This is a genomic window from Lactiplantibacillus mudanjiangensis, assembly GCF_005405385.1.
Taxonomy (GTDB): domain Bacteria; phylum Bacillota; class Bacilli; order Lactobacillales; family Lactobacillaceae; genus Lactiplantibacillus; species Lactiplantibacillus mudanjiangensis.
Genome location: NZ_BJDY01000004.1, coordinates 361,514 through 383,621 on the forward strand (window position 1 = coordinate 361,514; position 22,108 = coordinate 383,621).

The 22,108-nt window shown below is 43.6% G+C and carries 15 protein-coding genes and 7 tRNA genes; 21 read left to right on the plus strand and 1 reads right to left on the minus strand.

What is annotated here, in order from left to right; genetic code table 11:
- The first annotated feature begins 69 nt into the window (after window positions 1-69).
- From FFM84_RS09905 to rpoC, 17 genes are all read left to right on the plus strand, one after another.
- Window positions 70-276, plus strand: a complete 207-nt coding sequence (locus FFM84_RS09905; protein ID WP_130845104.1) for a cysteine hydrolase family protein — start codon at window positions 70-72, stop codon at window positions 274-276.
- A 39-nt stretch (window positions 277-315) separates the two neighbouring features.
- The gene (locus FFM84_RS09910; RefSeq protein WP_165450303.1) at window positions 316-585 is read left to right on the plus strand and encodes an isochorismatase family protein; all 270 of its coding nucleotides are present in this window, start codon (window positions 316-318) and stop codon (window positions 583-585) included.
- Between the two features lie 116 nt (window positions 586-701).
- The gene (locus FFM84_RS09915; RefSeq protein ID WP_225424560.1) at window positions 702-1,469 is read left to right on the plus strand and encodes a M15 family metallopeptidase; all 768 of its coding nucleotides are present in this window, start codon (window positions 702-704) and stop codon (window positions 1,467-1,469) included.
- 102 nt (window positions 1,470-1,571) lie between these two features.
- The gene (locus tag FFM84_RS09920) at window positions 1,572-2,207 is read left to right on the plus strand and encodes a deoxynucleoside kinase (protein WP_130845107.1); all 636 of its coding nucleotides are present in this window, start codon (window positions 1,572-1,574) and stop codon (window positions 2,205-2,207) included.
- A 276-nt stretch (window positions 2,208-2,483) separates the two neighbouring features.
- Entirely contained in the window at window positions 2,484-3,761 is a 1,278-nt protein-coding gene (serS, locus tag FFM84_RS09925; protein ID WP_130845108.1) for a serine--tRNA ligase, read from the plus strand.
- Between the two features lie 577 nt (window positions 3,762-4,338).
- A tRNA-Leu gene (locus FFM84_RS09930) sits at window positions 4,339-4,420 on the plus strand.
- A 7-nt stretch (window positions 4,421-4,427) separates the two neighbouring features.
- A tRNA-Thr gene (locus FFM84_RS09935) sits at window positions 4,428-4,500 on the plus strand.
- A 22-nt stretch (window positions 4,501-4,522) separates the two neighbouring features.
- Window positions 4,523-4,594: transfer RNA gene (locus tag FFM84_RS09940), tRNA-Gly, on the plus strand.
- Between the two features lie 8 nt (window positions 4,595-4,602).
- Window positions 4,603-4,688 (plus strand) — tRNA-Leu (locus FFM84_RS09945).
- Window positions 4,689-4,697: 9 nt separating this feature from the next.
- A tRNA-Arg gene (locus FFM84_RS09950) sits at window positions 4,698-4,771 on the plus strand.
- 8 nt (window positions 4,772-4,779) lie between these two features.
- Window positions 4,780-4,853: transfer RNA gene (locus tag FFM84_RS09955), tRNA-Pro, on the plus strand.
- A 55-nt stretch (window positions 4,854-4,908) separates the two neighbouring features.
- A tRNA-Pro gene (locus FFM84_RS09960) sits at window positions 4,909-4,982 on the plus strand.
- A gap of 265 nt (window positions 4,983-5,247) precedes the next feature.
- Window positions 5,248-5,715, plus strand: a complete 468-nt coding sequence (locus FFM84_RS09965) for a CtsR family transcriptional regulator (RefSeq protein WP_130845109.1) — start codon at window positions 5,248-5,250, stop codon at window positions 5,713-5,715.
- 19 nt (window positions 5,716-5,734) lie between these two features.
- The gene (locus FFM84_RS09970; protein WP_130845110.1) at window positions 5,735-8,242 is read left to right on the plus strand and encodes an ATP-dependent Clp protease ATP-binding subunit; all 2,508 of its coding nucleotides are present in this window, start codon (window positions 5,735-5,737) and stop codon (window positions 8,240-8,242) included.
- A gap of 690 nt (window positions 8,243-8,932) precedes the next feature.
- Complete coding sequence (locus tag FFM84_RS09975; RefSeq protein ID WP_130845111.1) at window positions 8,933-9,544, plus strand: TetR/AcrR family transcriptional regulator; 612 nt, start codon at window positions 8,933-8,935, stop codon at window positions 9,542-9,544.
- 250 nt (window positions 9,545-9,794) lie between these two features.
- Entirely contained in the window at window positions 9,795-13,400 is a 3,606-nt protein-coding gene (gene rpoB, locus FFM84_RS09980; protein WP_130845112.1) for a DNA-directed RNA polymerase subunit beta, read from the plus strand.
- A gap of 17 nt (window positions 13,401-13,417) precedes the next feature.
- Window positions 13,418-17,059, plus strand: coding sequence for a DNA-directed RNA polymerase subunit beta' (gene rpoC, locus FFM84_RS09985; protein WP_130845113.1), 3,642 nt, complete (start codon window positions 13,418-13,420; stop codon window positions 17,057-17,059).
- A 53-nt stretch (window positions 17,060-17,112) separates the two neighbouring features.
- On the opposite strand, the gene FFM84_RS09990 is transcribed toward rpoC, so the two are convergent.
- On the minus strand, window positions 17,113-17,790 hold the full coding sequence (locus FFM84_RS09990) for an A24 family peptidase (protein WP_130845114.1): 678 nt from the start codon (window positions 17,788-17,790) through the stop codon (window positions 17,113-17,115).
- A 256-nt stretch (window positions 17,791-18,046) separates the two neighbouring features.
- On the opposite strand from FFM84_RS09990, the gene rpsL reads away from it, so the two are divergent.
- From rpsL to rpsJ, 4 genes are all read left to right on the plus strand, one after another.
- On the plus strand, window positions 18,047-18,460 hold the full coding sequence (gene rpsL / locus FFM84_RS09995; protein ID WP_130845115.1) for a 30S ribosomal protein S12: 414 nt from the start codon (window positions 18,047-18,049) through the stop codon (window positions 18,458-18,460).
- Between the two features lie 13 nt (window positions 18,461-18,473).
- On the plus strand, window positions 18,474-18,944 hold the full coding sequence (rpsG, locus tag FFM84_RS10000) for a 30S ribosomal protein S7 (RefSeq protein ID WP_130845116.1): 471 nt from the start codon (window positions 18,474-18,476) through the stop codon (window positions 18,942-18,944).
- A gap of 139 nt (window positions 18,945-19,083) precedes the next feature.
- Complete coding sequence (fusA, locus tag FFM84_RS10005) at window positions 19,084-21,177, plus strand: elongation factor G (RefSeq protein ID WP_130845117.1); 2,094 nt, start codon at window positions 19,084-19,086, stop codon at window positions 21,175-21,177.
- A 591-nt stretch (window positions 21,178-21,768) separates the two neighbouring features.
- Window positions 21,769-22,077: a 30S ribosomal protein S10 gene (rpsJ, locus tag FFM84_RS10010; protein WP_024624529.1), complete on the plus strand. Its 309-nt coding sequence runs from the start codon at window positions 21,769-21,771 to the stop codon at window positions 22,075-22,077.
- Window positions 22,078-22,108: the final 31 nt, after the last annotated feature.

The window sequence follows — 22,108 nt, forward strand, 5'->3', positions numbered from 1 at the left end:
ACAAAACGTTGTCGGTCGTTTTTTGTTTGGTGTATGCTGGAAGCTAATTTAAGTTGAGAAGGTTTAATGATGAAGAAATCGGCAATAATGGTTATTGATGTACAGCAGGGGTCAAAATGGTTAGCTCAACATGTGTTTAAACAGATTGCACCGATTGACTTTAAAACGTTGGTGGCTCGTAATCAAGCGTTAATCGCACATGCCAGTGATGCTGGTATACCCGTGATTATGGTGACGATGCAGCCCCGTTTATTACCTCGTCAGGGACAACAATGATTTTCACGATCAATTTTAACCACCACGACTTTTAAGCAGGTGAGTTATTTTAATAAAACAAAGCCAAGCGCTTTTAGTAACGCTGATTTGGCTCCGTTTTTAAGACAAAACCAAATCCAACGGTTAGCAGTGACCGGATTCACACTCGATAATGGTATTCGTAAAACAGTGGCTGATGCTGCTAAAATTGGGATTGAAACGGTAATCCTAAAAGATGTCGTGGTGGCACGCAATTCGACTACTTTTCAAATGGTTTTACCGCAGTTTGCGCAGGTGAGTCGAATGGCCGATTTTTTAGCAGCGGATTGACGTTTACGCTTTAATGTTACAAAATACTTAAGATATCCCTAAATATTTGGCGTTACGTTAATTTAGATGTGGGGATCATAGTATGCTGAAATTGAAAGGCAGAGAGCGTGCATATGATGAGAAAGAGTGTTTTAACTGGGTTGGCCATGGTCGGCCTAGTCGGATTATTAAGTGGGTGTGCGACTTCCGATGCTAGCAGTAAGGCTAGTTCATCGAGTAGCGCCCAAACGACCAAGACGGTTAGCAAGCGGCAGAAATTGATTAATGCCTTGCCCAAAGGTGTTAAAAGTACTGATGCAGATTTAATTGTGGTCAATAAGTGGCATAAGCACAATGAATTGAGTTTCAGCAAATCCACGGTAAGCGGCATTACTGTGCGATCTTCGATTGTTAAGCCGTTGACCGCATTTTTAAATGGAGCAACGAAGGCCGGTTATCCGGCGACTTTGGTTTCAGGTTATCGATCAGTACAGTATCAAAAAGAAGTTTGGGCTGAATCGATTGAAACTTACGAAGGCCAGGGTAAGACTGAGAAGCAAGCTTTAAAGCTAACTAAAGAATATGTTGCAGTTCCGCGTGGGAGTGAACATCAAACGGGATTAGCAGCGGATATTATGAATACGACATGGTTTGATGCTCACAACAGCCAGTTATTGTCGTCGTCAGATAAAGCTAAAGGTCAACAATGGTTGATCAAACATGCCCCAGATTATGGGTTTGTTTTACGCTTTACGAAGACCGGTACTAAGTCAACAGGGATTGATTATGAATCATGGCATTTCCGGTATGTTGGTAAAAAGAGTGCGGCCTTTATGACGAAACACAACTTAACGTTGGAACAATACGTTTCCTTATTAAAGTCACGTGAGGCGGCTAAAAAGTAATTTTTAACCAGATATTGCATTTTAGCTGGTGGGTGCGTACAATATGTAGTGTTGCTTTAATAATACCGTTGAAATATGTACGTTTAAAAGGAGAGAACCCCCATGCTTGTAATGTCAGGAACAATTGGTGCTGGTAAAACGAGTTTGACCCATTTGGTTGCCGAACATTTTGGATCTCAAGCGTTTTATGAATCCGTCGATGACAATCCAATTTTGCCGTTATTTTATAAGGACCCTAAGAAATATGCTTTCTTACTCCAAATCTATTTCTTGAACAAACGACTTGATAGTATCAAGTCAACGTTTGGGAATGACTTAGACGTGTTAGACCGGTCGATCTTTGAAGATTCACTGTTATTCCATTTAAATGGTGATTTGGGTCGGGCTACGAGTACTGAAGTAGATATCTACGATTCTTTATTAACTAACATGATGCAAGAATTGCCTGAAGCTGAGCATCAAAAGAGTCCAGACTTACTAATCCATATCAACATCTCGTTTGACACGATGTTGCAACGGATTCAAAAGCGGGGCCGGTCATTTGAACAAATTGACCAAGATCCAGCGTTATATAAATACTATCAAACGTTAAATGATCGGTATACAGATTGGTATGCCAATTATGACCATAGTCCTAAGATGCAAATCGATGGCGATGAATTAGATTTCGTTGCTGATCCTGCAGCCCGGGCAACGGTTATTCAAATGATTGATGAAAAAGTAAAAAGTCTAGGCTAGTTGCCTTTTGAGGGAACATGCCTTATAGTTATAGCAGAATATAAAACACGGCGCGTTTCAAGTAGACAGTCAGAGAACCGGTGGTTGGTGTGAACCGGGTGTCGAAACTCCGACGCGACAATGTGGGCAGGTAATACTGCACGGCCGAGCCGTTATCCGTTTTAAGGGTGGGATTTTTATAATCCTGAACTTGGGTGGTACCGCGAATCACAGTCTCTTCGTCCCAATTATGGGAGGAGAGACTGTTTTTTTGACCAAATTCAAGGAGGAATCCACATGTTAGATGTTAAAATGATTCGGCAACAACCAGATTTTGTAAAAGAACAATTGGGTCATCGTGGGGTCGCTGCGGAACAAATCGATGATTTAATCAAGGCCGATGCTGATCGTCGTGACTTGATCTTAAAGAGTGAACAATTAAAATCAACCCGGAACCAAGTTTCAGGTGAAATTTCACAGTTGAAACGTAACAAGGAAGATGCCAGTGCTCAAATTGCTGAAATGCAAAAGGTCAGTGCTGAAATCAAGCAATTGGATGAAGATCGGCGTAAAGCTGATGCGCAAGTGCAAGATTTAGCGGCACATCTACCAAATATGCCACATCCAGATGTTCCGGTTAGTTTGAAAGAAGAAGACGCAGTTGAATTGCGTCGGATCGGGACACCTCGTGAATTCGATTTTGAACCAAAAGCTCACTGGGAACTTGGCGAAGACTTAGGTATCTTAGATTTTGAACGTGGTGCCAAGGTTTCTGGTAGTCGCTTCTTATACTATGTCGGTGATGGGGCCAAGTTAGAACGAGCCGTCTACAACTTCTTCTTGGATCAACATGAAGCAGAAGGCTACACTGAAGTCTTACCGCCATACATGGTAACTGATGAATCAATGTACGGTACGGGCCAATTTCCTAAGTTTAAAGACGATGCATTCCGCATTAAGACGCAAGATTTAAGCTTAATTCCAACGGCTGAAGTGCCATTGGTCAACTATTATCGTGATGAAGTCATTCCCGCTGAAAAATTACCTGTTTACTTCACTGCACTAAGTCCAGCTTTCCGGGAAGAAGCCGGGAGTGCTGGTCGTGATACTAAAGGGTTAATTCGTTTACATCAATTTAATAAGGTTGAAATGGTTAAGTTCACGAAACCCGAAGACTCATGGGATGAACTTGAAAAGCTAACCAACAATGCGGAATCATTATTGAAGAAGCTTGGATTGGCTTACCATGTCATTACCTTAACCACTGGTGATATGAGTTTTACCGCGGCGATGACGCATGACTTGGAAGTTTGGTTCCCAGAACAAAACAAGTACCGTGAAATTTCAAGTTGTTCAAACTGTACTGATTTCCAAGCACGACGGGCCCATATCCAATATCGTGATGACGATGGCAAGTTACAATTCGTCCACACGTTAAATGGGAGTGGCTTAGCTGTTGGTCGGACGGTTGCCGCAATTATGGAAAACTACCAAAACGCTGATGGCAGCATTACGATTCCAGATGTCTTAGTGCCATACATGCACGGCAAGACTAAAATTGAAAAACAAGCTTAATTCTAAATTAGGTATGAAGGCGTTAGTCAGCGATGGCTAACGCCTTTTCTGTTGGTTGCGCGTAAAATAGCCACCGAAGTCGGCCATCACTGACTTCGGTTAGTTTGTGGATACAAATTGTTCTAGCGATATAGCCGCAGAGAGTGAGGCCAGGGTGAGAACTGGTGATTAATGATAGGATATGAGTATAATTGCATATCTTAATCAATCGACTAACTAGTCGTCAGTGCGTGGATTTAGTGGGTAATAGGAAACACAAGTAAGGATTAATGGCTAATTTAATCGGCGGTGATGCAAAGACTAGAATGCTGTCAAATCAGGCATTGATTACTGTTACAATGAAAGTATCTGAATTAATTCAACTTTTTTTCAAAAAAAGGTTTGCTTAATGCGATTCCAGTGCTATAATATTTCTTGTCGGAAAAATAGACGATTTCATTCATTGAAAAAGAATATTTATCCAAAAAAATTAAAAATATGTTGACAATTATTCATCACCATGATAAAGTTAAATAGTTGTCAAAAGGCATAACGAGTAAGGCTGTTAGCGACAACAGGCATGCATGATTAAGATCATGCGGGTGTGGCGGAACTGGCAGACGCGCTAGATTTAGGTTCTAGTGTCTTACGACGTGGGGGTTCGAGTCCCTTCACCCGCACTTACATGCCGACTTAGCTCAGTTGGCAGAGCATCTCACTAGTAATGAGGAGGTCGGAGGTTCGAATCCTCTAGTCGGCATTTACAATTGAATAATACATTTGCGGAAGTAGTTCAGTGGTAGAACATCACCTTGCCATGGTGGGGGTCGCGGGTTCGAATCCCGTCTTCCGCTTTTAATTTGCCGGGGTGGCGGAATTGGCAGACGCACAGGACTTAAAATCCTGCGGTTAGTGATAACCGTACCGGTTCGATCCCGGTCCTCGGCATTTTAATTTGCACCCATAGCGCAACTGGATAGAGTGTCTGACTACGAATCAGAAGGTTGTAGGTTCGACTCCTACTGGGTGCATTAAGTATCGGGAAATAGCTCAGCTTGGTAGAGCACCTGGTTTGGGACCAGGGGGTCGCAGGTTCGAATCCTGTTTTCCCGATCGATTACGAACAGTCTTAGTTATTATAACTAGGGCTTTTTGTTTAAATTTTTAACGGGAAGTAGCTCAGCTTGGTAGAGCACTACGTTCGGGACGTAGGGGTCGCAGGTTCAAATCCTGTTTTCCCGATCGATAGTAACCGTTGACGCGATCATTGTGATCGCGTTTTTTTGTGCCGTTTGCTAAGTGGCCGATAAAATTAACTCGAATAAAGTCAGCCAATAAGCCATTGCTTGGTTCAATCAATTGAAAGCCAGCTATGAGCGTGCTATGCTGGAACAACCGTAAGGAAGCGGGTTATCGCTAGTCCTTGGGTGAAATTCTTTGCATTTTCGAATTATCCTCGTATAATGAAAGTCAATATTAGTCAAAGATAATGTAAAGGGTGATACAGATGCAAAGTCAAAATATCTCCGATATCATCGAAAAATATTTAAAAAGTATTTTGGCGGACGCTGAACACGTTGAAATTCGTCGTTCTGAAATTGCGGATCTCTTCAATGTGGTGCCTTCCCAAATTAACTATGTGATTAAAACCCGGTTTACCATTCAAAATGGTTACTTAGTTGAAAGTAAACGTGGCGGTGGGGGTTATATTCGGATTGAAAAAGTTAATTTGCTAGATGACGCTGACGTGCTGGACACCCTCATTCAAGTGATTGGGGATGCCATTACCCAGCGGGATGCTTACGCCGTTGTTCAGAGTCTTTATGAAGATGGAGTGTTAAACCGTCGAGAAGCACAATTAATTTTAGTTGCTACGGATCGAAATACCCTCGGGGTCGACGATCATGATTTAGAAAACAGCTTGCGCGCGCGAATCATTGTTGGCATTTTAAATCATTTACGCTACGAAAGCTAAAGAAAGCGAGGAATCGCACATGGATAACTTATTTACCCCGAGTGCCAAAAGTGTCTTAGTTTTGGCCCAAGAGCAGGCCAAGTACTTTAAACATCAAGCAGTTGGCACGGAACATTTATTATTAGCCCTCGCCATTGAGAAAAATGGGATTGCCAATAAGGTTTTACAGCAATACGCCGTGACTGAAGACGATATTCGCGAAGAAATCGAACGATTTACTGGTTATGGGACGTTGAGTAATGTTGGCAAGGATACGTATTTGCCATATTCACCAAAGGCCAAAGAAATTTTATCAATCGCGGGTGATGAAGCCAAACGGTTAGGTGCTAACAAGATTGGTACTGAACATTTATTATTGGCAATGCTATCTGATGAAAGCATTTTGTCCTCGCGGATTTTAATGAATTTAAACTTAGATTTGGGTCAAACTCGCAAAGTGGTTTTACGTAAACTTGGGGTGAGTGACGCGATGAATAAACGCAATAAAGGCACGCAACCAAATCGGGCTAAATCTGCTGAAGGCACGCCAACGCTAGATTCATTGGCGCGGGATTTGACGCAACTAGCCAGTGAAAAAGCAATGGATCCAGTGGTTGGTCGTTCTAAAGAAGTGAAACGGGTCATTCAGATCTTGTCACGTCGGACGAAGAACAATCCTGTCTTGATCGGTGAACCAGGTGTCGGTAAAACGGCGATTGCTGAAGGGCTTGCCCAAAAGATTGTTGCCGGTGATGTGCCAAGCGATATGGCCGACAAACGTTTGATGATGTTAGATATGGGATCATTAGTTGCTGGGACCAAGTATCGTGGTGAATTCGAAGATCGTTTGAAGAAAGTGATCGATGAAATTTACAATGATGGTCATGTCATTCTCTTTATTGATGAATTGCATACGTTGATTGGTGCCGGTGGTGCTGAAGGGGCGATTGATGCGTCAAACATCTTGAAGCCAGCTTTAGCCCGTGGTGAACTCCAAACCATTGGGGCAACCACGTTAAATGAGTACCAAAAGTATATTGAATCTGACGCAGCTTTAGAACGACGCTTTGCGACGGTAATGGTTGAAGAACCAACGCCAGATGAAGCGGTAGAAATTTTAACTGGTTTACGGCCTCGTTATGAAGCACATCATCATGTGACGATTACTGACGAAGCAGTTGAACAGGCGGTAATCTTGTCGAATCGCTACATTAGTGATCGATTCTTACCAGATAAAGCCATTGATTTAATGGATGAAGCGGGTGCTAAGGTTCGTATTGATCAAATGGATCAACCTAACAAGTTGTCTAAGAATATGGACAAGTTAGCAACGTTACGCCAGGAAAAAGAAACGGCGATTGAAGATCAAGATTTCGAACAGGCGGCTGAAATTCGTCAACAAGAAATGCGTTTGAAGCAACGTTTAGATAAGTTGCAAGCTGCACATGATGCCGAAGCTGAAGCGGGCGATGCGCCACAATACAGTTTACAGGTGACGGGCGAAGATATTGCCCAAGTCGTGGCTGAATGGACGGGTGTGCCACTAACCCAGTTACAAAAATCTGAAAGTGATCGCTTAGTGAACTTAGAAAAGATTTTACATGAACGGGTTGTTGGTCAACCTGAAGCCGTTTCGGCGGTTTCACGGGCGATTCGACGGGCGCGTAGTGGCTTGAAAGATCCAAGTCGGCCAATCGGGTCATTCATGTTCCTTGGCCCAACTGGGGTCGGGAAGACTGAATTAGCTAAGGCGTTAGCTGAAGCGATGTTTGGGTCTGAAGACAACATGATTCGGATTGATATGTCTGAATACATGGAACGCTACTCAACGAGTCGCTTGATCGGATCGGCACCTGGTTATGTTGGTTACGACGAAGGTGGCCAATTGACTGAAAAGGTTCGGCAAAAACCTTACTCAGTCGTTCTCTTCGATGAAGTTGAAAAAGCGCATCCAGATGTCTTTAACATCTTGTTACAAGTCTTAGATGATGGTTACTTAACAGATTCCAAGGGTCGCAAAGTCGACTTCCGGAATACGATTTTAATCATGACGTCTAACCTGGGTGCAACGACCTTACGTGATGAAAAATCGGTTGGGTTCGGTGCTACTGATCAAGCAAACAATTACCAAGCTGTTTCGGCAACCATTCATGCGGAATTGCGTAAAGCGTTCCGTCCTGAATTCTTGAACCGAATTGATGAAACCATTGTCTTCCATTCATTAGATAAGGAAGAATTACATGCGATTGTCAAATTGATGGCGAAAGAAATTGTTGATCGGGTTGCTGAGCAAGGTATCAAGGTTAAGATTACACCGGCCGCCATTGATGTGGTTGCTAAAGCCGGTTTTGACCCTGAATATGGGGCACGACCAATCCGTCGAGCCTTGCAGACAGAAGTTGAAGATCGCTTGAGCGAATCCTTGTTAACTGGTGAGATCAAAGTTGACGATCAAGTCACGATTGGTGCCAGCAAGGGTGTCATTACCATTAATGTTAAGAATCAACCAGAAGCTTCGGATGGCCGTTCGACGGTTTCATCGAAGTAATTGAAATAACGAAGCACTTGGGGATGATCCTCAAGTGCTTTTTTTTGTTAAAACCTAAAGGCTGAAAGCAACCTTTTTAGCAATAATCGTTGATATGATAAGCATCCATCGATCAAAACTAGTCATACTTGTCACCTACCGTTCGCCCACATTGAGCCGGAACGCTGTGGGCGGACCGGTTCAGCTAAAAAGCGGTCTGAACCGTCGTTTTGAGTCACTCAAATCGTGTCTCAAAAGCGCCGTTCTCTAAGCGATAAATCGCTAAGAGAACCCCACGGCTGGGCTCAATGTGTGCTCACTCTCGGTTATAATAGTGATTGCTAATTGATTAGTCTCTGCGATACAACCGGAGCCAGTCAGTGATGGCGCCGGCCGTGAAAATATCGTTAGTCCGGGTGATTTCCCCGGACTTTATGATATGGACGACTTTTGAGACTAGCGGTTTGGGCTAGGCTTAAAAGCGAGGTGGCAGCCCGTACTTTGGCTGGAACCGGTCCCCACAGCCGGCAGAATCGCTGGCTGGCGTAGGTGACAAATTTAATCCAACTTAAGTCAATGTAGGTAAGATTTCGACCACTATATTTAACTTTCAACCTTTAGTTAAAACTATTTTGTAAGCGCTACTCGCGTTGCTGCGCTAAATGGTGTAAATTATAATTAGGAGCAGTATTATGGAAAGAAGATGATTTTATGGCAACCCGTGCCGAACAACTAGCCAAGACGCATCAAGCTATTTTGGATGCCGCCCGCGAGTTATTTTTAAAGGGTGGGTATGCGGCAACCAGCACACGTGACATTGCTAAAGCCGTGGGGATTACGCAACCAGCTTTATATCATCACTTTGCCGATAAAGAAGTGATTTTTTTAGCCGTGATTACCACGGTCGGGGCAGAAATCAAAACCGGCATGCAAGAAATTTTGGCTGATCAAACATCATCGCCACTCGATCAATTAACGACGATTTCGATGCTGTTGACACATAAGCATCCCGCAGATATCTTTACGTTAATTCACACGAGTTTTAAGACGTTGTCGCCGGCCAATATTCGTCAATTGGGTGGTGTCTTCATGCAAGACTATGTGCAACCGCTACAAGCCTTTTTTGCTCGGGCTGATTTACCGCTGCAACCGGGAGTGACGCCGGCGATGGCCGCAAACTTTTATTTGACGAGTTTGAGTCCTTTATTCAATCGGTTCCATCAAATTGGGGATCCACATGCCGATGAACGGGCGCAGGTGCAAACGTTATTGAAATTGATTTTATACGGGGTGGCGCAAGCCCCTACAACCACTGAAAATTAAAAGGTTCATAGTTGACACGCCTGGCTGTATGTTGTATAGTATAGCTTGTCTGTAACTGTGAACTCAAACAAATGCGCAATCTATTGTCTGCGCGATTTGTTAATATAAATCCAAAAATAGTCCAACTTAAATGACTATTTTTGGTTTTTTTATGCCTAAAATTCGGGTAAATGTGCATTTGTAATACAAATGTAATATTTAAATACCTGAATTTGGGGGAGTTCCAGAATAATAAGAAGGGGTGAACAACTTGGCCGGACATTTAGTTAAATACGGTAAACACCGTACCCGTAGAAGTTATGCACGTATCAAGGAAGTTCTTGATTTGCCTAACTTGATCGAAATCCAATCTGATTCTTATCAGTGGTTCTTGGACGAAGGTCTCCGGGAAATGTTTGAAGATATTTTGCCAATCGACGATTTTGCAGGGAAACTTTCACTTGAATTTGTCGACTATCAACTATTAGAACCAAAGTACACCGTCGAAGAAGCTCGTGAACATGATGCCAACTACTCAGCACCATTGCATGTGACCTTACGCTTGACGAACCATGAAACTGGTGAAATCAAATCGCAAGATGTTTTCTTCGGTGATTTTCCATTAATGACGGAACAAGGGACCTTTATTATTAATGGTGCCGAACGGGTCATTGTTTCACAATTGGTTCGTTCACCCGGTGTTTACTTTAATGAAGAATTAGATAAAAACGGTCGTCCTAGCTATGGCACCACGGTTATTCCTAACCGAGGGGCTTGGTTAGAACTTGAAACGGATGCTAAAGGCATTTCTTATGTCCGTATTGACCGGACACGGAAGATTCCATTAACGGAATTGGTCCGGGCCTTAGGTTATGGTTCTGATGATGACATCATTGATATGTTGGGTGAAACTGACAGCTTGATGTTAACGTTGGAAAAAGATGTGCATAAGAACACTGACGATTCACGTGTCGAAGAATCCTTAAAGGACATCTACGAACGGCTACGTCCTGGTGAACCTAAGACCGCTGATAGCTCACGGAGCTTATTAACGGCACGGTTCTTTGATCCTAAACGTTATGACTTTGCCCCAGTTGGACGCTACAAAGTTAACAAGAAGTTAAGCATGAAGACCCGTTTAATGGATCAAACCTTAGCTGAAACGTTAGCTGACCCTGATACTGGTGAAGTTATCGCGCAAAAGGGTGACGTGATCGATAAGAACGTCATGGCTAAATTAGCGCCTTACTTGGAACGTGATGACTTCAAGACGGTGACATACACACCTTCTGATGAAGCTGTTGTCACGAACCCAATGGTCTTACAAGTGGTTAAAGTTTATTCCGTTAACGATCCTGAAAAGGTTGTTAATGTGATTGGTAATGCCAACATTGATATTAAGTACAAGCATATCTTGCCTGCTGATATTATTGCTTCCATTAACTACTTCTTTGATTTACGCGAAGGCCTTGGCTCAACTGATGATATTGATCACTTGGGTAACCGTCGGATTCGTTCTGTCGGTGAATTGTTGCAAAACCAATTCCGGATCGGGTTATCTCGGATGGAACGGGTAGTTCGTGAACGGATGTCAATTCAAGACGCCGCAACCGTAACGCCACAACAATTGATCAATATTCGGCCAGTTGTTGCCTCAATTAAAGAATTCTTTGGGTCTTCACAATTGTCTCAATTCATGGATCAAACGAACCCATTGGGTGAATTAACCCATAAGCGGCGTTTATCAGCCTTAGGGCCTGGTGGTTTGACTCGTGATCGGGCCGGTTATGAAGTTCGAGATGTGCACTATACCCACTACGGTCGGATGTGCCCAATCGAAACGCCTGAAGGTCCTAACATCGGTTTGATTAACAGTTTGTCATCTTATGCCAAGGTTAACCGTTATGGTTTCATCGAAACGCCTTATCGTCGTGTCGATTGGACCACTCATAAGGTTACCAACAAGATTGACTATTTAGCAGCCGACGAAGAAGATCAATTTGTAATTGCCCAAGCCAACTCCCCATTAAACGATGACGGTTCATTCGTCGAAGATACTGTTTTAGCGCGGGATAAGGAAGAAAACTTGGAAACGTCCATCGAAAATGTCGATTACATGGACGTTTCACCAAAACAAGTTGTTGCCGTTGCCACGGCATGTATTCCTTTCTTGGAAAATGATGATTCTAACCGGGCCTTGATGGGTGCCAACATGCAACGTCAAGCGGTGCCGTTAGTTGATCCACATGCCCCATTAATTGGGACTGGGATTGAATATAAAGCGGCCCATGACTCGGGGATTGCCTTAATTAACCGGCATGAAGGAACAGTTGAATACGTTGATGCACGAGAAATTCGTGTTCGTCGTGACGATGGTTCTTTAGATACCTACAAATTAATGAAATTCCGTCGTTCTAATGGTGGTAAGAACTACAACCAACGGCCAATCGTTAAAGTTGGCGACCGGGTTGATAACGACGAAGTCTTAGCCGATGGTCCAGCAATGGAAGCTGGGGAATTAGCCTTAGGGCAAAACCCATTAGTTGCGTTCATGACTTGGAACGGTTATAACTTCGAAGATGCCATCATTATTAATGAACGTTTGGTTCGTGAAGATGTTTATACGTCAATTCATATTGAAGAATATGAATCAGAAGCACGTGATACCAAACTTGGACCTGAAGAAATGACTCGTGAAATTCCTAACGTTGGGGAAGACGCTTTGAAGAACCTCGACGAAGATGGGATTATCCGCGTGGGTGCCGAAGTTAAGGATGGCGACATCTTAGTTGGTAAAGTAACGCCTAAAGGGGTTACCGAATTATCAGCCGAAGAACGTTTGCTCCATGCTATTTTCGGTGAAAAAGCGCGTGAAGTTCGTGATACGTCACTCCGTGTACCTCATGGTGGCGGCGGGATCATCCAAGATGTTAAGATCTTTACTCGTGAAAACGGGGATGAATTATCACCAGGTGTTAACATGATGGTCCGCGTTTACATTGCGCAAAAGCGGAAGATCCAAGTTGGTGACAAGATGGCCGGACGGCATGGGAACAAAGGGACCGTTTCAATCGTGGTTCCTGAAGAAGATATGCCGTACATGCCAGATGGTACCCCAATCGATATCATGTTAAGCCCAATGGGTGTGCCTTCCCGTATGAACATTGGACAAGTTTTGGAATTGCATTTAGGGATGGCTGCACGTAAGTTAGGCATCCACATGGCCACACCAGTCTTTGATGGGGCTCGTGATTCTGATATTTGGAAAGCTGTTCGTGAAGCTGGTATCGATGAAGACGGTAAGTCAATCGTCTACGATGGCCGGACCGGTGAACCATTTGACAAGCGTGTGGCCGTTGGGGTCATGCATTATATGAAACTTAGTCACATGGTTGATGATAAGATCCATGCCCGTTCAATCGGACCTTACTCGTTAGTTACGCAACAACCACTTGGTGGGAAAGCGCAATTCGGGGGTCAGCGTTTCGGTGAAATGGAAGTTTGGGCCTTAGAAGCTTACGGTGCTGCTTACACTTTACAAGAAATTTTGACTTACAAGTCTGATGACGTGGTTGGTCGGGTTAAGACCTATGAAGCCATCGTTAAGGGCGAACCAATTCCTAAGCCAGGCGTGCCAGAATCATTCCGCGTGTTGGTTAAGGAACTTCAAGCACTTGGCCTTGATATGAAGGTCTTGGATGCCGAAGATCAAGAAATTGAATTGCGGGATATGGATGAAGACGATGACGATGTTGTCAACGTTGATGCCTTGAGCAAATTCCAGCAAGAACAAGAACAAAAAGCCGCTGATAAGACAGCTAAAGCTGACAAACCAGCCGCCGATGCAACAACGAACGCTCACCAGGATAATCAATAAAAAGGGAGGTCGGTCCTTTGATCGATGTCAACAAGTTTGAAAGCATGCAAATCGGTCTGGCATCCCCAGACAAGATTCGTAGCTGGTCATATGGCGAAGTTAAAAAGCCGGAAACCATTAACTACCGGACATTGAAACCTGAAAAAGACGGTCTGTTTGACGAACGGATTTTTGGTCCTACTAAGGATTGGGAATGTGCTTGTGGTAAATACAAACGGATTCGTTATAAAGGGATTGTCTGTGACCGGTGTGGGGTCGAAGTGACTCGTAGTAAAGTACGTCGTGAACGTATGGGTCATATCGAACTCGCTGCACCAGTAACTCACATCTGGTATTTCAAGGGGATTCCTAGTCGGATGGGCTTAGTCTTAGACATGAGCCCCCGCGCCCTTGAAGAAATCATTTACTTCGCTTCATATGTCGTTATCGAATCTGGTAACACGCCACTTGAAAAGAAGCAATTGCTTTCAGAACGTGAATACCGTGAAAAGAAAGCCCAATACGGCAATGAATTTGAAGCCGCTATGGGTGCTGAAGCCATCAAGCGTTTATTAAATAACGTGGATCTTGAAAAAGAAGCGCGTGATTTGAAGGAAGCCTTGAAAGATGCTTCAGGTCAAAAACGGACCCGTGCCGTTCGGCGGTTAGATATCATCGAAGCCTTTGTGACTTCGGGGAATGAACCTGCTTGGATGGTCATGGATACGATTCCGGTAATTCCACCGGACTTACGGCCAATGGTTCAATTGGAAGGTGGGCGTTTTGCCACTTCTGACTTGAATGATTTGTACCGTCGGGTTATCAACCGTAACAACCGGTTGAAGCGTTTATTAGATTTAAACGCGCCTGGTATTATCGTCCAAAACGAAAAACGGATGCTTCAAGAAGCCGTTGATGCCTTGATCGATAACGGTCGGCGTGGCCGTCCAGTTGCCGGTCCTGGTAACCGACCATTGAAGTCGCTCTCTCACATGTTAAAAGGGAAGCAAGGGCGGTTCCGTCAAAACTTGCTTGGTAAGCGGGTTGACTATTCTGGTCGTTCAGTTATCGATGTTGGCCCATTCTTAAAGATGAACCAAATGGGATTACCTCGCCAAATGGCGTTGGAACTTTTCAAGCCATTCATCATGAAAGAATTGGTTAAACGTGAATTAGCATCAAACATCAAGAATGCTAAGCGGAAGATCGAACATGCGGATGACGATGTTTGGGGTGTTTTAGAAGACGTCATTAAAGAACATCCAGTCCTATTGAACCGGGCCCCTACGCTGCACCGTTTAGGGATTCAAGCGTTCGAACCTGTCTTGGTTAGTGGTAAAGCCATGCGTTTACATCCATTAGCATGTGAAGCTTACAATGCCGATTTCGATGGGGATCAAATGGCCATCCATTTACCTTTATCTGATGAAGCACAAGCTGAAGCACGTTTGCTGATGTTAGCTGCTCATCATATCTTGGCACCTAAGGATGGGAAACCAGTTGTGACACCATCACAAGATATGGTTATCGGTAACTACTACTTGACGACTGAAGAAGTTGGTCGTGAAGGCGAAGGCATGATCTTTAAAGACTTGAATGAAGCACAAAAAGCTTATCAATCAGGTTATGTGCACATGCACAGCCGGGTTGGGATTCAAGTGTCATCAATGCCTGACAAGCCATTTACCGATGAACAACGTCAATTGGTCTTAGTAACGACGGTTGGGAAAGCTATTTTTAACAATATCTTACCTGGCAAGTTCGCTTACTTGAACGAACCAACTAACGACAACTTAATTAATGGGACACCGGATAAGTACTTCTTGAAGCCTGGTGAAGATATTCATCAATTCTTAGATGCGCAAGATATTATCATGCCATTTAAGAAGGGCTTCTTGGCTGACATTATCGCGGAAGTCTACAAACAATACCATGTGACGGCAACGTCACTCTTGCTTGACCGGATGAAGGACTTAGGTTACAACATTTCAACTAAGTCTGGTTTGACGGTTGGGGTTGCCGATATTACTGATTTGAAAGAAAAACCAGCGATTATCGAAGACGCTCATAAGCAAGTTAACACGATTTCAAAACAATTCCGGCGTGGGTTAATTACCGACGACGAACGTTATGAACGTGTTATCGGTGTTTGGAACGATGCTAAAGACCAAATCCAACAAAAACTGATTGATAGTTTTAGCCCAGATAACCCAATCTTCATGATGAGTGATTCTGGTGCGCGTGGTAACATCTCTAACTTTACACAGTTAGCTGGGATGCGTGGTTTGATGGCCGCTCCTAATGGGAAGATCATGGAATTGCCAATTCTTTCAAACTTCCGTGAAGGTTTGTCAGTCTTGGAAATGTTTATTTCAACCCATGGGGCTCGTAAAGGGATGACCGATACGGCCTTGAAGACCGCCAACTCTGGTTACTTGACTCGTCGACTTGTCGATGTTGCGCAAGATGTCATTGTGCGTGAAAAAGATTGTGGGACCGATCGTGGCTTACGGATTAGTGCCATCATGGAAGGTAACGAAGTTATCGAACCATTGTATGACCGTATCTTAGGCCGTTACACGATGAAGACCGTCTTCGATCCAGAAACACATGACGAAATTGTTGGTCGTAACGTTTTAATTGATGAAGAATACGCGGCTAAAATTGTTGACGCCGGTGTGACTGAAGTCACGATTCGTTCAGCATTCACTTGCAACACGAAACATGGGGTTTGTGAACACTGTTATGGTCGTAACATGGCCACTGGTGACGAAGTTGAAGTCGGTGAAGCAGTCGGAACGGTTGCTGCACAATCAATCGGTGAACCTGGTACCCAATTAACCATGCGGACTTTCCATACTGGTGGGGTTGCCGGAGACGATATCACCCAAGGGTTGCCACGGGTTCAAGAAATTGTTGAATCACGTAATCCTAAAGGGCGTGCCGAAATCACGGAAGTTACTGGGGTTGTTCAATCGATTGAAGAAAATCCAGCCGAACGTTCAAAGGAAGTTACCATTAAGGGTGAAACCGATACTCGGACTTACACCTTACCATTGACGGCGCGGATGGCGGTTAGTGAAGGGGACTTCATTCATCGTGGTGCTGCGTTAAACGTTGGTTCAATTGATCCCAAAGAATTAATCCAAGTACGTGACGTCTTATCAACTGAAAACTACTTGCTCCGTGAAGTCCAACGGGTTTACCGGATGCAAGGGGTTGAAATTGGTGATAAGCACGTTGAAATCATGATTCGTCAAATGCTTCGTAAAGTTCGAATCATGGATCCAGGTGACACTGATGTCTTACCTGGGACCTTGATGGATATTGCGGACTTTAAGGATGAAAACTACAAGACCTTGATTGCTGGTGGAATTCCAGCAACGTCACGGCCAGTTATTCTTGGGATTACCAAGGCTGCCTTGGAAACAAACAGTTTCTTATCAGCAGCTTCCTTCCAAGAAACGACTCGGGTCTTAACTGATGCGGCTATCCGTGGTAAGAACGATCCATTGATCGGGCTTAAGGAAAATGTCATCATTGGTAAGATCATTCCTGCTGGGACTGGGATGCCTGCATATCGGCATATCAAGCCTAAGGAAGTCGGCAACGTGGCTGATGGGGTTTACTCAATCAGCGATCTTGAAAAACAAATGCAAGAACAAGATGCGAGCAAGTAATTAATCGCAGCTTAAAGGGACGACCAGTCAACTGGCCGTCCCTTTTTTGTTGGTCAAATAAGCTGGCTACAGATCACAAAGGCCCACGTCATGAACGGGACGAAAGGAAGTCGCTGACGCGAACGATCTAACAACAAGATAACTAATGCACCGAATGCAGCCAAGGTGAGACTACTTAACACGATCGCGGGCGAGGCAAGACAGCTTAATAGTAACAGCACATCGACATCACCTAACCCAAACTTAGTCGTCAGCCAGGCGAGCAAGTATAGTGCGATGATTAAACCGACAAGTAAGACCGTCGGCAAATTAAAACTTGGTGGTCGTTGCCAGCAACCGAGCAAGGCAGCTGGGACTAAAGTTAGCGGATAGACACTCCAGTCAAGATAGTCGGTTAAACTATTAAAGAGCAACGTACTATAACCAAGACTCAAGACGAACATGTTAAAAGGGGGCTGCATGGTCATTGTGACAAATAAAAAGCCAGTTAAAAGTTCGATGCCGGTCGATCGCCAACCGATTGGTGTATGGCAATCCCAACAGCGACCACACTGAATCAAGACACCAATGATCGGCATGAGTTGCCAAACGCGCAAGACATGTTGACAACTTGGGCAGTGAGAACGCGTTGTGTTCCAAATGGATTGCTTGGCGTGCAGACGTTCGGCCATACAGGTGATAAATGAGCCGATGATAGTCCCACTAAAAAAATAAAAACTGAGTTGAAGCATTGTGCTTACACGTCCTTTCTTATAAAATAGCTACGCCAAAAAAGTCGATTGCCATTGTTGACACAACTAGATCGACATGGTACTCTTGTAAAGGTGCTTTTTGCAGACAGATTCCTGTATAGGAATACAGACATGCTGACTGGTCGGCTAAGCGCATAATTACCATCATCTGGGCCAACTTTTTTTGCTTAAAAAAGAACCACCTGGATGTGTGGACTTAAAAACTCAAATATTTGGAAGGAGGACACTTTAGAACATGCCAACAATTAACCAATTGATCCGTAAGGGACGCAAATCTAAAGTATCAAAATCTAATTCCCCAGCTTTGAACTTCGGGTACAACAGTTACAAGAAGGTTCAAACTAACAATCCAGCCCCTCAAAAACGTGGGGTTGCAACACGTGTCGGTACCATGACTCCTAAGAAGCCTAACTCGGCTTTACGGAAATACGCTCGTGTACGTTTATCTAACTTGATCGAAGTTACCGCTTATATTCCTGGTATCGGTCATAACCTCCAAGAACATAGTGTTGTCTTGATCCGTGGGGGCCGGGTAAAGGATTTACCTGGTGTTCGTTATCACGTTATCCGTGGTACTTTAGATACTGCCGGTGTCGAAGATCGTCGCCAAGGCCGTTCTAAGTACGGTACTAAGAAACCTAAAAAATAAGGAGGTAAGTTAAATGCCAAGAAAAGGACAACCAGCAAAGCGCGAAGTTTTGCCAGACCCAATGTACGATTCTAAGTTAGTAACGCGTTTAATTAACCACTTAATGTTAGATGGTAAACGCGGTACGGCATCAACAATCTTGTATGATGCTTTTGACCAAATTAAAGAACAAACTGGTAACGAACCTTTAGAAGTCTTCGAAGAAGCTATGAAGAATGTTATGCCAGTACTTGAAGTTAAAGCTCGCCGTGTCGGTGGTTCTAACTATCAAGTGCCAATCGAAGTTCGCCCAGATCGTAAGACGACCTTAGGCCTTCGTTGGATTACACAATATGCACGTTTACGTGGTGAACACACCATGTCAGACCGGTTAGCACGCGAAATCATGGATGCTGCCAACAATACTGGTGCATCTGTTAAGAAACGTGAAGATACTCACCGTATGGCTGAAGCCAACCGTGCTTTTGCACATTATCGTTGGTAATATTTTCAAGTTTCGGTTAAAGGTTACCTTTAACTAAACGTAACAACAAGGTGGCTATTATATGTAAGCATATAGTAGTCATTTTTTGAAAAAAGTTTTTATTGTTTCCATTTAAATTGAGAGGAGTAACACATTTCTTATGGCTAACACACGAGAATTTTCACTCGATAAGACTCGTAACATTGGTATCATGGCCCACATCGATGCTGGTAAAACGACCACTACCGAACGTATCTTGTACTATACTGGTAAAATCCACAAAATTGGTGAAACCCATGATGGTGCTTCACAAATGGACTGGATGGCCCAAGAACAAGAACGTGGGATTACCATTACTTCTGCTGCGACAACTGCTCAGTGGAAAAACCACCGCATTAACATCATCGATACCCCAGGACACGTTGACTTCACGGTTGAAGTTGAACGTTCACTTCGGGTTTTAGATGGTGCCATTGCCGTATTGGATGCCCAATCTGGTGTTGAACCTCAAACTGAAACAGTTTGGCGTCAAGCATCAACTTACAACGTTCCTCGTATCGTCTTCGTTAACAAGATGGATAAGATCGGTGCTGACTTCAAGTACTCTGTAAGCACGATCAACGATCGTTTACAAGCTAACGCTCATGCGATCCAATTACCAATCGGTGCCGAAGACAATTTCGAAGGGGTCATTGACTTAATCGAAATGAAGGCTGACCTTTATGATGAAGATCAACTTGGTACTGAATGGGATACTGTTGACGTTCCTGATGAATACAAAGAAGAAGCTCAAGCTGCTCGTGATGATTTGATCGAAGCTTTGGCTGATATCGATGATAACATCATGGAAAAATACCTTGGCGGTGAAGAAATCACCAAGGATGAAATCAAGGCTGCTATCCGTAAAGGTACTTTGGCACTTGAATTCTTCCCAGTTCTTGCTGGTTCTGCCTTCAAGAACAAGGGTGTTCAAATGTTAATGGATGCGGTTGTGGACTACTTACCATCACCACTTGATGTTAAGCCTTATAAAGCCACTGATCCTGAAACTGATGAAGAAGTCGACTTAATTGCCGGTGATGACAAGCCTTTCGCTGCCTTAGCATTTAAGGTTGCTACCGACCCATTCGTTGGTCGTTTGACTTTCATCCGGGTATACCAAGGGACTTTGGAATCTGGTTCATACGTCTTAAACGCCACTAAGGATAAACGTGAACGTGTTGGTCGTTTACTTCAAATGCATTCTAACCAACGGAAAGAAATCCCAGAAGTCTTCTCTGGTGATATCGCCGCTGCGATTGGTTTGAAGAACACCACGACTGGTGATTCATTGACTTCTGTTGACCATCCATATCATTTGGAATCAATGGAATTCCCTGATCCCGTTATCCAAGTTGCCGTTGAACCTAAGACTAAAGCTGACCAAGACAAGATGAACGTTGCCTTACAAAAGCTTTCTGAAGAAGATCCTACTTTCAAGGCTGAAACTAACCCTGAAACTGGTGAAACTTTGATCGCTGGGATGGGTGAATTACATTTGGATATCATCGTTGACCGGATGCGTCGAGAATTCAACGTTGAAGCAACTGTTGGTGCCCCTCAAGTTTCTTATCGTGAATCATTCACGAAAGCAACTAAGGTCCAAGGTAAGTTCGTTCACCAATCTGGTGGTAAAGGTCAATATGGGGATGTTTGGATTGAATTTACACCTAACGAAGAAGGTAAAGGCTTCGAATTCGAAGATGCCATCGTCGGTGGGGTTGTTCCTCGCGAATACATTCCTTCAGTTGAACAAGGTTTGAAGGAAGCTATGGCTAACGGTGTGTTAGCTGGCTATCCATTGGTTGACGTTAAGGCTAAACTCTATGATGGGTCTTACCATGATGTCGATTCTAGTGAAGCTGCCTTCAAGATTGCCGCTTCATTGGCTTTACGGAATGCGGTTAAATCTGCTGGTCCAGTTATCTTGGAACCAATCATGAAAGTTGATATCGTAGCCCCAGAAGATTACTTAGGTGATGTTATGGGACATGTTACTGCTCGTCGTGGTAACATCGAAGGGATGGAAGAACGTGGGAACGCTCAAGAAGTCCATGCATTCGTACCATTAGCTGAAATGTTTGGTTATGCCACTACTTTACGTTCTGCTACTCAAGGTCGTGGGACTTTCACCATGACATTTGATCACTACGAAAAGGTACCAAAGGCTGTCCAAGAAGAAATTATCAAGAAAAATGGCGGCAACCCTGCCTAATTAACTTGAATGAGTTGAAAGACGTTGAGAATTATTCTCAACGTTTTTTTTGTCCATTTATTATAGAAGGAAATCGTTAAATTTAAGACACCGGTACCTTGTTTATCAAAAAGATTGAAGAAGTGCTTGCAAGCTGTGCCAAGTGCGTGTATAGTTCTTACTATTGTCGTGTATGAAAAATTTCGTTGGTTTTTAAGCCAATTGGTAAAGGATTACCACAGTAGTTTAAAAATCGCGATCACGGCAATCAATTAAGGTCACAAAAATGAGTTATAAAAGTAATGGTGTGCAAACCCTACTATTTTTATCAAATTTATGTTACATTAGTTGATGCTGGTTCGAAAAAAGGTAACACGGTTTACACGATGGTTTGAAAAAAGTGTGGAAACACTTGCTATTACAGAGCTTTTCAGTTATTATAGATTGTGCTTGGTATTTAGAAGGGGATAATTGTATCCCCCGGCATCAAGTAGTCGTAGTTAGCTTTGATGTGAAAGGTTGCGACACGCCCGGCCACATTGTCATGGGACGTGGCGGTAATTTTCACGGAGCTAGTCTTATTTTTCAAAATAGACGAAGGAGGTCACAACAATGGCAAAGCAAAAAATCCGTATTCGCTTAAAGGCATACGAACACCGTATTCTTGATCAATCTGCTGACAAGATTGTTGAAACGGCAAAGAGAACTGGTGCTACTATTTCAGGTCCAATTCCATTGCCTACTGAACGTACTGTGTACACGGTTCTCCGTTCACCACATAAGTTCAAGAAGTCACGCGAACAGTTCGAAATGCGGACTCACAAGCGTTTAATTGATATCGTTAACCCAACGCCAAAGACAGTCGACTCATTAATGAAGTTAGACTTGCCTAGCGGTGTGGATATCGAAATCAAGTTATAATACAAAATATATCAAATAATTGGAGGTGTAC